This is a genomic window from Chitinophaga filiformis (genome assembly GCF_023100805.1).
Lineage (GTDB): Bacteria > Bacteroidota > Bacteroidia > Chitinophagales > Chitinophagaceae > Chitinophaga > Chitinophaga filiformis_B.
The window spans coordinates 566,192-578,716 of the sequence record NZ_CP095855.1; the positions used below are offsets into that span (position 1 = coordinate 566,192).

General features: G+C 46.2%; 8 protein-coding genes. 2 read left to right on the forward strand and 6 right to left on the reverse strand.

Annotation, left to right across the window (positions count from 1 at the left end; all coding sequences use genetic code 11):
- Positions 1–5 precede the first annotated feature (5 nt).
- The 3 genes from MYF79_RS02365 to MYF79_RS02375 form a co-directional block, all read right to left on the reverse strand.
- Positions 6–3,236 carry a SusC/RagA family TonB-linked outer membrane protein gene (locus tag MYF79_RS02365; RefSeq protein ID WP_247812384.1) on the reverse strand — a complete coding sequence of 1,077 codons (3,231 nt, stop codon included), beginning with the start codon at positions 3,234–3,236 and terminating at the stop codon, positions 6–8.
- A gap of 574 nt (positions 3,237–3,810) precedes the next feature.
- Complete coding sequence (locus tag MYF79_RS02370) at positions 3,811–4,503, reverse strand: LuxR C-terminal-related transcriptional regulator (RefSeq protein ID WP_199654054.1); 693 nt, start codon at positions 4,501–4,503, stop codon at positions 3,811–3,813.
- Between the two features lie 189 nt (positions 4,504–4,692).
- Entirely contained in the window at positions 4,693–7,113 is a 2,421-nt protein-coding gene (locus MYF79_RS02375) for an efflux RND transporter permease subunit (protein ID WP_247812385.1), read from the reverse strand.
- Positions 7,114–7,230: 117 nt separating this feature from the next.
- Here MYF79_RS02375 and MYF79_RS02380 point away from each other — a divergent pair, with 117 nt between their 5' ends.
- Both MYF79_RS02380 and recO read left to right on the forward strand, forming a co-directional pair.
- A complete protein-coding gene (locus tag MYF79_RS02380) occupies positions 7,231–9,528 on the forward strand; it encodes a two-component regulator propeller domain-containing protein (RefSeq protein ID WP_247812386.1) in 2,298 nt (765 codons plus the stop codon).
- Between the two features lie 70 nt (positions 9,529–9,598).
- Positions 9,599–10,303 (forward strand): DNA repair protein RecO, encoded by a 705-nt coding sequence (gene recO / locus MYF79_RS02385; protein WP_247812387.1) that lies wholly within the window; start codon positions 9,599–9,601, stop codon positions 10,301–10,303.
- Between the two features lie 5 nt (positions 10,304–10,308).
- Here recO and MYF79_RS02390 read toward each other — a convergent pair whose 3' ends face one another.
- The 3 genes from MYF79_RS02390 to MYF79_RS02400 form a co-directional block, all read right to left on the reverse strand.
- Complete coding sequence (locus MYF79_RS02390; protein WP_247812388.1) at positions 10,309–11,097, reverse strand: UDP-2,3-diacylglucosamine diphosphatase; 789 nt, start codon at positions 11,095–11,097, stop codon at positions 10,309–10,311.
- A 259-nt stretch (positions 11,098–11,356) separates the two neighbouring features.
- Complete coding sequence (locus MYF79_RS02395; protein ID WP_247812389.1) at positions 11,357–11,803, reverse strand: hypothetical protein; 447 nt, start codon at positions 11,801–11,803, stop codon at positions 11,357–11,359.
- Positions 11,804–11,888: 85 nt separating this feature from the next.
- Entirely contained in the window at positions 11,889–12,524 is a 636-nt protein-coding gene (locus MYF79_RS02400; RefSeq protein WP_247812390.1) for a lactate utilization protein C, read from the reverse strand.
- Position 12,525 lies beyond the last annotated feature (1 nt).

Here is a 12,525-nt window from a genome sequence, read left to right on the forward strand (position 1 = left end):
AATCGTTAAAATGTCACTCTTACATTGAAACCATAGTTCCTCAGAGATGGCTGAGCTGTGAAGTCAAAACCCTGTTCGTTGGTAGCACCACCAGAGTTAACTTCCGGATCAGCAAACTTGTTCTGTTTTGCAGTCCACAGTGCCAGGTTGTTACCGAACAGACCTACGGTGATGTCACCGAACGGACTTCTGTTCAACAGGTTCTTAGGCAGTCTGTAAGAGAGACTTGCTTCACGTAATCTGATATAAGATGCATCAATAACATGTTGTCCTGAAGGGATAACAGAAGAGAAGTAAGCTTGTTTATGATAAGTTACTTCAGTGTTAGGCACCAGTTTACCAGTTCCATCATCTACCACAGAGTTAGGGAATGGAGCGTCTACACGTCCACCTTCAGCTGTTTCCCATGCAGCACCGGTGAAGTCCAGGATATCTTTTGTACGGGAGAAGAATTGATTACCCTGTTTAGTATCAAACAGGAGGCTGAAGGAGAAGCCTTTATAAGAGGCATTAGCTCCCCAGGAAGCCTGGTATTTAGGATTGTAAGAACCCAGATAAACGGCTGAAGGAGTCAGCAGTGGCTGGCCTGATGTAGCGCTTACTATTACACGGCCCTGTGCGTCGTGCTGAATATCCTGTGCATAGAAAGTACCATAAGGTTTGCCTTTTGCAGCAACGATACTCATACCACCAACACCACCAATTACTACCTGGTCTACACCATTTGCGATGTCAACCACGGTGTTCTTGTTGCGGGTATAGGTTCCGAACAGTTCCAGGCTGAAACCTGATGCAGTACGGATAGGAGTACCTCTCACGCCCAGTTCCACACCTTTGTTTTCAACCTCACCGGTGTTCAGCACTTTAGCAGTGAAACCGGAAGATGTAGCGATCGGTACGTTCAGGATCTGGTCTTTAGATTTGTTCTTATAGTAAGAGAAGTCGATAGAGAGCCTGTTATCCAGGAAGTTCAGTTCAGTACCTACTTCAAATGCGGTTGTGATCTCAGGTTTCAGGGCATTGTTACCTATCAGGTTACCGTAGGTGAAGCCCGGAATAGAATTGAATGGGAAGGTGATGCTACCGAAACCACTGGTAAAGTCAGCTTTACCGTAGTAGGTACGCAGCAGGTAAGGGCTGGCGTCGTTACCAACCTGCGCCCAGCTTGCACGGATCTTACCGTAGTTCAGGATGTGTGCCAGACCAGTTTCTTTGGTCAGTTCAGTGAATACGAATGAACCGTTTACACTTGGATAGAAGAAGGACCTGTTTGATTTAGGCAATGTAGAAGACCAGTCATTTCTGGCAGTAGCACCTAAATAGATCATGTTCTTGTAAGACAGGTTCAGATCTGCATACAAAGCAACCAGACGACGGGTTGTACGCTCGTTGAATGTGTATACAGGACCGTTACTGTTGTCCAGGTTGTACCATCCTGGAATAACCAGACCATTTAACTGGTTGGTCTGTGTTTCCAGTGTATTGAATGTACGCTGACGGATGTTGTTACCCACCATCAGGGACGTTTTGAAGTCAGGACCGAAGTCTTTCTTTGCAGTGATCATCAGGTCGTGAGTGATCTCGCTCAGGTTGTACTGATCTTCGCCGTATTTACCAGTCTGGATCAGACGGTTATCTTCCGGATCGTACCATTCTCCTGCATCGTCAGCAGGCAGGTAGTCAAATTTAGGATACATGTAACGACGACGGTCAGAGTAAACATCCGCACCTAATCTTTCCAGTACGTCTAACCATTCTGTTGGTTTGTAACCTATTGAGAAGTTACCGCTCACCCTGTCCACATCGTTCAGGTTACGGTAGTTTTTCAGGATGTAATATGGGCTGATAGTATATACACCATAGAAACCGTAGGTTGGGTTACCTGCAGCATCGTGGGTTACACCATATCCATAGTAAGGATTGTTCAGATCACCCATCTTGTCCAGAGGAATATCACGGGGAGTCTGCAACACGTTATCAAACACAGATGCATTACCCTGACCACCCTGGATCACGCGGCTGAAGATCTTGTTGTAGTTAACGTTAACAGCAGTAGTGAATTTGTTGCTCAGCTGTGCAGTACCATTAAAACGAACACCGTACTTATTGTACTTGTCATAGTCGCCCGGCATTACTCCATCAGAGTTCAGGGTGTTTAATGACAGATAGTAAGTGGTCTTTTCGCCTGCTCCTGACAGAGACAGGTTGTTATTCAGCGTTTTTCCTGTTTCGAAGAATTTCTTTACGTTGTCAGGTTGTGCTGAGTAAGGCTTGGTCTGTCTTACACCATTGATAGACTGTCCCCATGGCTGGTTAACGCCGGTGAATTTAGGACCCCATGTCCAGTTCTCACGCGGATCATTAGTCGCATCCGGAGTGTCACCATCGTAACCCTGACCGTAATCGTTCTGGAATTCAGGCAGTTTTACTACGTTAGAGAAAGTAACCGCTGTATTAAAAGTAACTTCGTTCTTTTTGTTGGAAGTTTTCTTACCACTCTTGGTTGTGATGATCAACGCACCGTTGGATGCGCGGGAACCATACAACGCAGCAGCGGCAGGGCCTTTCAGCACTGTAACAGACTCGATATCTTCAGGGTTGATATCGTTACCACGGTTACCAAAGTCAACAGTGCTACGGCTATCGCCACCACCGATGATGCTGGAGTTATCGATGGGAACACCATCTACCACCATCAGCGCCTGGTTATTACCGGTGATGGAAGAACCACCCCTTAATACGATCCTGGAAGAACTTCCCGGAGAATTGGAACCGGAAGAGATATTCACACCGGCTACTTTACCAGCAAGCGCATTCAGTGGGCTTGTGCTCTGACCTCTGGTCAGTTCATCATTTTTCAAAGTCGGAGCTGCGTAACCAAGAGATGCTTTGTCGCGGCGGATAGCGTTAGCAGTTACAACAGTCTCAGTAAGTTTGGTAACATCGGGATATAATACCACATTGTGCTTTGCGCCAGAACCCAGTTTTATTTCCTGGTCTTTCATACCCACGAACTTAACGATCAGGGCAGCAGCGCCTTCTGGTACCTGAATGGTATACTCACCATTCATGTTGGTTACAGTACCTGTTGTGGTACCTTTAACAATGACTGTAGCGCCAATCACCGGACTGCCATCATCAGCGGAAGTAATCTTCCCTGAAATGGGACGGTTTTGCGCAACCACCTGCCCTACCACTAATACAGTGGACAGGAGGAAAAATAGACTTTTCCTCATAAGCTTTGTTGTTTCTGGTTGTTTAGTTTAATATTCAAATGAAATAGAATATAGTTCTCAGAAAACCGACCACTGGCTCTGAAAGCTTGTCCTACGTTGATAAAACTTTAGTTGAAAAAATACATTTTGGTTCCCCTAAACGCAATTAACAATACTTGTCCTAAATTCCTTAAATGAGTATACAGAGGGCGAGGGGCCATTTACCGGCCTTTTCTCATAAGCAATTAACCCTTCTTTGTTGTTTAACTTAATTTTAACGTTCAAATATAAGTTTATTAACAATAATTCTGGCAAAAACCGGTTAACAAATTAGATGTTATAACATCCCTTTAACAGTTTTTTAACATAACTGGAAATTTTTTATTTGTAATAAACGAAATTTGTTATAACAGAACACCAAACCGCACAATTCCCCGTTTTTTACTTAAATAAGCAATAGCAATAGAATTAAAGGCAGGCGGTAAGATTACCACCTGCGCGCTCATCAACCAAAATCTAAATCCGGGTTTTGTTCCAGATCTAAATAAAAGTTCGCTGCATTGCTGCAGCAATATCGTAAAATGATCATCCGTCATCAGGAAAGACTGAGCGGCTGTGTCTTCAACAACTCCAGCAAGGTCTCGTAAATGTCTTCATTCCTGTTGTTGTACCGGAATTCACATTCCTTCAAATGCAGGTATACAGTACTGCGGTTCAATCCCTTAAACTTTGCAAGCCTGTGCTTGGTAAGTCCCCAGAAAGCATCTACATCGTCAGCAATACTGACAGCGCCTTCATTTTCAAGATTGTACAAACGGTACTGCCCCAGGTCTACCACATTGCTGAAACGACGGATCTTCTCCGCCGCGCTCTGCATTTCCAGTATGGAACGACTGCTTCTTACCACAGAATGGATCATAGACCTGCTTACATCCGGCAGTATCTCGGTATGCAACCGGTCGGAACAACGGTAGATACCAAATACAACCGGCTTTACATTACGGCCTACTTCTGTTTTAACGGAAACATCTCCATCATCTCCTGAGGATGCATGGTGTACGTTACGTACCGGGGCGGCGGGACGGTGATGGCTCTCCGCCGGTAATAAAGACTCACAATGACGGGCAATCTGTTGGCGGATCTTCTTGAGATAACTGTTTACGGTAACCCGACTTACTCCACTAATGTTGGCAATCTGCGTGGCCGTAAGATCTTCGGCGAATAGCCGTAGTATCTCCTTAAATTTACGCTCAGAAAGGTGAGCGCCCTTTAAGTATTTGTTTTTCATGAACTAAAAGAGGTTAGAATGGCATTATAAACCTCATACTTTTTAATGGGTATGTGGCATCCTTTTATACAAACGGCTAATAAGGGGGGATGAATGTAGTCTACTAGATTATTTGGGGAGTAACAAAAAACGCTCAATGCTGATAATCATGCATTAAGCGTTTTAACTATATGTGAATGACATACTTATCTAGTCTTCCTTCTCGCGATCCTTTAATCCGAGCTCAGACATATCCATATCTCTTTCTTCATCTAAAGTATTCCATAATTCTTTTTTCCTGGCTTTTTTCAGCAGGGCCTTTTCCATCCACAACAAAAGTGCCGGCAAAATGGTCAGGTTTGTGATCATAGCCATTAACAATGTCAATGACGTCAGCCAGCCCAAAGCCTTTGTACCTCCGAATTCTGAAAAGCTAAAGATCATAAATCCAGCCAGCAGGATCAGGGAAGTATAAATAATACTCAACCCGGTCTCGTGAATGGTCTGCTTTACCGTAGCCGAGATGTCCAGATTATGGTGAGGCAATTCCTGTTTGAAGTTCACCAGGAAACGGATCGTTACGTCTATCGCTATTCCCAGCGCTACACTGAACACCAGCACAGTAGAAGGCTTTAATGGTATATTCAGCCAGCCCATTACCCCGGCAGTTACAGCCAGCGGAATAATATTGGGGATCAGGGAGATCAGCAACATCCTCCAGGAACGGAACAGGTACAGCATACAGAAAATGATCAGTACAAATGCCAGCAGGATACTCTCAGTCAAACCATTGATAATGAAACGGCTACCCTCCAGGAAAATAACACTGGTACCTGTAAAGGTCACTTTATATTTCGTACTGTCGAAGATCTGGTTTACCTGTGGCCTCAGTGAATCCAGCAACACCGGCAACCTCGCGGAACCCACATCTGCCATATTCACACTCACACGCGCTACCTGCCTGGTACTGTCCATAAAGGAAGACACCAGCTTTGTAAAAGCAGTGGCATTTCCGCTGGCATTCGTTCCTCCCTTCATACGCAGGTAAGGCGCCAGGAAACCAATATCGAACTGGTTAGGCACTGAGTAGTTGGAGCTATCTCCATTATAATAAGCCTGTTTTGCAAACTTGATACCTTCTGCTACAGACAAGGGCCTGGCAAAATCCGGCTGTGCAGCTATCAGTTTTGACAACTGATCCAGTTTCTCCAGCGTCTGCAGATTTACAACTCCGTTTTTCTTCTTTGTATCGACTGCTATCTCCAGCGGCATCACCCCTTTAAAGTTCTTTTCGAAAAACTTAAGATCAGTATATAACCTGTCACTCTGCGGAATATCATCCAGCATGTGCGCCTCCGAATGCAGTTTCATCATACCCGTCACCGCTGCTATTACCAATACCAGGGTTACGCCATATACCCACGGACGATACCTGAACACCAGGGCGGTCAATCCATCCAGGAGGGAACGGAATAACCTGTTATTCATGTAGTTGGTATGTTTCGTCTTAGGTGCAGGCAGGTAGCTCAATACCGAAGGCAGGAAAATAAATGAGATCAGGAAGATCAGCATGATGTTCAATCCTGCCACTATTCCGAATTCCTTTAACAGGGCGCTCTTCGTAAAACAGAACACGCCAAAACCAATCGCTGCCGTCAGGTTCGTAAAGAGGGTCACAATCCCCATACGCTGGATCATATGCACCAGCGCCCGGGTCTTATTACCATCCTTGGCATATTCAGTATGATATTTATTGAGGAAGTATACGCAGTTCGGAATACCGATCACCACGATCAATGGTGGTATCAGTCCCGTCAGCAAAGTGATCTTATAATTAAGCAGTACGATAGTGGCCACAGACCATATCACCCCGATTGCTACTACAATCATAGACATCAGCACCGCCCCGAATGACCTGAAGAACAGGAACAGGATGAGTGCTGTTAAAACGAAGGACAATTTCAGGAACAGTCCCAGCTCATTTGCCACTTTCGTAGCTACAATGGTCCGGATCAGAGGCAGGCCGCTCATACGCACTTCCGTATGATGTTTTTCCCCAAAAGCAGTTCCCAGCTTCATCACATTGCTTACAACCTCAATACGTCGGGCTGTACCCATTACGCCCTTATTGATGTTGATCATCATCATGTAAGCATGTGTGTCTGGATTATATAGCAGGCCTTTATAGAAAGGAAGATTATTCAGGGCCCCGGCCAGGCTGTCCAGCACCGCCTGCTGCTGCAGGTCACCCTTAAACAAAGGCTCTGCACTCAGTTTACGGGTGCTGTCATTTTTTACAAGATTTATGGCAAACGGTACGCTCAGCACATTCTCGACAAACTCTACTTTCCTGATATCCTCGTTCAGCTTTATATAATCGTGAAAGAACTCCTTCTGAAAGAAGCTATCTGTCTGTACCCCTATCACGATCATATTGCCATCTTCACCAAACTGGCTTTTAAACTGAAGATAGTCCTGGTACTTTAAGTTGTCAAGCGGTATAGATTTATTAGGCTCATAGGACAATTCCACCTTGCTGGCATAATAAGTCATCACTGCAGTGCTCAACAATAATAAAACCAGGAGTGGTAGACGGAATTTCAATACGAATCCTGCTAAGCGTTGCCACATACGCGTCGTTGTAATTTAGTAGGGCGTAAAGGTAATCAAAGTTGTCTAAAAAAAGGGACCTCAGGGATATATACCGGTAGGTGTCACAAAGTAACAACATATAACTATTTTTGATGCATGTACCGCTTCCTGACATCCCTTTATGCCATTTTGAGCCTATCCTGCCTGACTGCCCAACAGGCCCGGGCCCAGACTATCCTGGGCCAATGGAGTGATTACCTTCCCTGGCGGCCAGCTGTGGCAGTAACGGTGAAAGCCGATAAAATATACTGTGCCACATCGCAGGGCCTGTTTTCCGTCACTACCGGTGCAGACGAAGAGATCAGCAGGTATAGCAAGATCAATGGGCTTCACGATATCGGCATCAGCGCTATCGCCGCAGGCAACGACGAAATATTGGTCGCTTACCGCAATAGCAACATCGACCTCCTGAGCGGCAACAATAGCTTCAATATTCCCGATCTGATGCGAAAACAGGTAGCTGCCGATAAATCCGTTTACCGCATTTTTTATTATAACAACAATGCCTATCTCTGCACGGGGCTGGGTATTGTAGTTATAAACACCTCTGTTCCAGAGATAGCAGCTACTTATGTAGTGGGCAGCACCGGCGATTATATTCCAGTCTATTCACTGGCTTTCCTCAATGGCACAATGTACGCTGCCACACCGGAAGGTATCAGGACAGCGGCACTCAACAGCAACAATCCATCCGACTACAGGAACTGGTCATTTTTTAATCAGGGCCTGCAGCAGGACACAGTTCAGGAAATCTTCTCTTTTAATGAACAGCTGATCTGCCGGCAGGGGAAACAGTTATTCCTGTTCTCCAACAATACCTGGATACCCTGGTATACAGATGGCTGGCATATTAACAACGTTGAAGTATATGGGAAGCAGCTCTTTCTTAGCGAACAGCAATCCAACACTGCACGTATCATTGTCCTCGATGCCGGCGCAAACCCTGTCAGAACATTGCAACATCAGCTGATAGATGTACCCTTGCAAACAGCCGGTACCGGTACTGATATATGGATAGCAGATTCACTTCAGGGACTTATCCGTTATAAGGGTGACGATAACAGCTTTACCGCTATTCATCCCGATGCACCATCCAGCACCATCACCGGCAATATGTTATTTGTGAACAACACCCTCTGGGCCACTGCCGGTAGCGTTAACAAGGACTGGAAGGCAACGGCTAACCCTAACGGTTATTATACTTTTTCACAAGGCAGCTGGACACAGTTTGACCGCAACACCAGGCATACACTGGATTCCGTCTCTGACCTCATTTGTCTTTCTCCGGATCCCTCCGGCCAGGGCTGCTATCTGGGGGCCTTCGGAGGGGGACTGATATATGCAGCTCCCGATGGCGGCCATACTATTTTCAAGCAGGGCGTCATCCCGCCGGCCAGCAACAATCCTGCTGCCTTTAATGTCAGCGGACTGACCACAGACGCCAGCGGCAATTTATGGGTAGCGGCCTATGGCGCCTCCGGCAATCTCCTCGTGAAAAAGCCTGACAATACCTGGCTGTCGTTTCGCAGTCCCTACGTTATGACAGGCAATGCTATCAGCCAGTTGCTGACGGACGACTATGGCCTGGTATACATGGTATCTCCGCAAAGCAATGGCTTGTTTGTACTGAACCACAACAATACGCTGGACAATAAGAACGATGACCAATGGCGGCAATACCGTCTGGGCAGTAACCAGGGCAACCTGCCTTCGAATGATGTCTACTGCCTGGCAAAAGACAAAAATGGCAGTGTATGGATAGGTACCGCAAGAGGTATTGCTGTTATCAACTGTTCCGGACAGGCCGCCACTGAAGGTTGTAATGCTATCCTCCCGGTTATCCGGCAGGACAATTTTGCCGGCTACCTGTTCCAGGACGAGCAGGTAACCGCCATTGCTGTAGATGGCGCCAACCGCAAATGGGTAGGCACCCTCAACGGGGCCTGGCTGGTAAGCGAAGATGGAGAGCAGATCCTTCAGCAATTCAATGCCGGCAATAGCCCGCTTCCTGACAATCATATTTACAGCATCGCTATAGATCCTCAAACAGGAGAAATATACTTCGCCACAGGAAAAGGCCTGATGTCATGGCATGGCACAGCCACGGAGCCAGCTTCCGGTATGACGCGTGATTCGGTACTCGTGTTTCCTAACCCTGTACCGCACAATTACAGTGGCACTATTGCTATCCGCGGACTGGTGCAGCATACAAGAGTGAAGATCACCGATATCAGCGGGAAAATGGTGTTCCAGACCAGGGCCTTCGGCGGACAAGCCGTCTGGAACGGATTGGATTATACCGGACACCGGCCGCAATCCGGCGTCTACCTGGTATTTGCAGCCAGCGAAACAGGAGGGGAGCACCTGGTCACAAAGATTGTATTGATCAATTAACGCCCGCTAATCGTACATTTGAGTTCAGCAGCTGCTGTCAGGTATGTTACACAAAACCCGCGGGATAGTATTGAGAACGGTCAAATATGGCGATACCAGCGCCATTGTCAATATATTCACTGAACTCTTCGGGGTACAGTCCTATATGGTGAATGGGGTACGCTCTTCCAAACCCAAAGCGAAAGGTAATCTCTTCCAGCCCGGCAACATCCTGGAACTGGTCGTCTATCACCATGAGCAAAAGAGCATTCAGCGTATTTCGGAGTTTAAACTGGGTTACATCTATACCTCGCTGCACTTCAATATTGTCAAGAATACAGTTGCACTCTATATGATTGAGCTTTTACAGAAAAGCCTGCGGGAACCGGAGCAACAACTGGAACTGTATTATTTTTCAGAACAGGCATTACAGGCGCTGGATGTTGCACCGCTGGCTATTGCGGCTAATGTTCCTTTGTATTTCACCCTTAAACTGGCTGAACACCTGGGCTTCCGCTTAAATGGCCGGTACTCCGAGTATGCACATTATCTTGACCTGCAGGAAGGTTCATTCACAGATCTGCCACCTCACCACAGCAATTACCTGGATGCTGCCAACAGTGAGATCACCGATCGTCTTTTTCAATGTACGAATTGGGAAAGCCTGGGAGAGATCAATATGAACAAAGACAAACGCAGAAAACTGCTGTACGCCTATCTGGATTTTTTCAAACTGCACTTACCTGACTTCCAGGAGCTGAATTCACCTCCTATCCTGCATGAGATACTGGAATAGCCCCACTATTTATCGTACAACAGGGAAGTACTTTTACCATCAAATACGGCATAGCTGCAATAGTATAACCAGTCTCCCAGGTTGATATAACGACTGTCGGGCCCTACCTGCAGATCTAATGGCAGATGCCGGTGTCCAAAAATAAAGTAGTCAAAATGGGATTGTTGCAGGATCTCTTTACTGTAGATGGCGAGCCATTCGTTCTCTTCTCCAAGGAATTTCTCCAGTTCCATACCGGTAGCAGCACGGCTTTTACGGCTGAAATAATTCGCGAGGCCTATACCCCAGGAAGGGTGGATCAAAGAGAACAATGCGCGGCATACCGGGTTGCGGAATACTTTCTTTAACATTTTATAACCATGATCGCCTGGTCCGAGACCATCACCATGACCGATGTAGAAGCGTTTGCCGCCTATATTGTAAGTTTTAGGTTCATAGTGCACGGGAATATCCAGTTCGTCCTTAAAATAACCATCCATCCACATATCATGGTTACCGATGAAAACGGAGATATCTATTCCCTTATCCCTCAGTTCAGCCAGTTTCCCCAGCAAGCGTGTATATCCTTTAGGGATCACTTCCTTATATTCAAACCAGAAATCGAAAATATCACCTACCAGGAAGATATGTGCTGCATCCTTTGAGGCAGCATCCAGCCACCTAACAATATGCTTCTCCCTTTCTCTGCTGGCAGTAGGATTGGGCACACCCAAATGAAAATCTGATGCGAAATAAACACGTTTGCCCTCCGGAAGAGGAATGGAATAGTCCACGGTGGACAGTCCATGCTCCATAGATGATTACATTTTTCCGGTCTGTAAAAAGGAGATACAGCCCGTAGATGATTAAGCGATTTGCACTGCGAAGTAATAAATAACTATTTAACTAAACAACTAAAACGGGAAACCTATCAGATGGAGGGCCCCGGATATTGTTGGAAGAACGTTATTCCCAGCCTGGAAGCAATAACGGCATTATTCCCTGACTGGCGCGAAACAAACAGCGTTGCAGCAGCCACTATCCACATGTCTGTCATGAAAACAGACCTGCAGTTTAAGGCTTCCTTATCCCTGACTCAAGATAAGCAGCCTCAATATCGGTCAGATCGGCTTTGACGGGATCGCTATAGCCGTTGTACAGGAAGATCTCCCAGGCATATTTGGGATGGTTGAGATTGATATACAATACCTCACCATTGCCCCTTATGAATTGTAATTGCGTGGCACTGGTACTGACAATCTTTACACCTTTACCCGCCAGGTAAGTGCTGTCTTCCAGGAGTGTATTGTTATTCACAGTCTGCAGGGATGGAAAGCTCTTTTCACCAAAAGCCGCTTTTAAAGATCGCAGTTTATCTCCTGCCGGTCTGAAAATTACCGCAGTTGGTCCTTTTACGATCAATGTATTAATAGTATCAATGGTATTACGGGACTGCTCGGAAGCTTGTCCGCATGAAGCCAGCAAAACGGCGGAAAAAAGAAAGAGAAACAACCTGGTCATAGCGAGCCGGTATAACTTGATCATTTAAAAGAACAGCGCATGATGAGGATCACGCGCTGTTCGAATATGCTTAACAATTAATAATTCATTCATCTACCAGGAACACATACACCTCGCGGGGTCCATGTATGCCTACTACCAGTGTTTTTTCAATGTCTGCGGTACGACTGGGACCGGATGCAAAGTGTATCGACGATGGCAGCTCTCCCTGGTATTTTTCTTTCAGGCGAGCTATCGCATCTTTCAGATCGAACACCAGCTGGTGCGTATAAGCTATCACAATATGTACCGGTGTATATACCGGCAATGCCCTGCCGGACGGCTGCGCTGCACTCAGCACCAGGGTACCTGTGCGTGCTACCAGCAGCTCACAATCTGTGATCGCAGCAGCTGCTGTATGCATATCTCCTTTGTTAATAAAGGGAAACTGTTGCAACTGGAATGCCTTCATCAGAGACGGCGTCTGGCAATGTACATCCTCCCACTCACGGGAAGCCACCAAAGCCAGCAGATTATCCAACAACTCATTCCTGCTGGTGCAGAAGATGAACTTACCCTGTAAACGGGCAAACTCTTCTGCGAATTTCATCTCCAGGCCGTCATGCTCTTTCATAAAAACGGAACTGTTGCCCTCCGAATTCGGGAAGGGCAACTGCACCGATTGACTTAATGCATTTCTTACTCTTTTAAGAATATTTTCCTTGGCAGGAGATATTTTCATA

Excerpts from the sequence above, each read along its gene's own strand:
- MYF79_RS02365 (WP_247812384.1), bottom strand. The coding sequence starts at position 3,236 with ATGAGGAAAAGTCTATTTTTCCTCCTGTCCACTGTATTAGTGGTAGGG.
- MYF79_RS02375 (WP_247812385.1), bottom strand. The coding sequence starts at position 7,113 with ATGTGGCAACGCTTAGCAGGATTCGTATTGAAATTCCGTCTACCACTC.
- MYF79_RS02400 (WP_247812390.1), bottom strand. The coding sequence starts at position 12,524 with ATGAAAATATCTCCTGCCAAGGAAAATATTCTTAAAAGAGTAAGAAAT.
- MYF79_RS02380 (WP_247812386.1), top strand. The coding sequence starts at position 7,231 with ATGTACCGCTTCCTGACATCCCTTTATGCCATTTTGAGCCTATCCTGC.
- MYF79_RS02395 (WP_247812389.1), bottom strand. The coding sequence starts at position 11,803 with ATGACCAGGTTGTTTCTCTTTCTTTTTTCCGCCGTTTTGCTGGCTTCA.
- MYF79_RS02390 (WP_247812388.1), bottom strand. The coding sequence starts at position 11,097 with ATGGAGCATGGACTGTCCACCGTGGACTATTCCATTCCTCTTCCGGAG.
- MYF79_RS02370 (WP_199654054.1), bottom strand. The coding sequence starts at position 4,503 with ATGAAAAACAAATACTTAAAGGGCGCTCACCTTTCTGAGCGTAAATTT.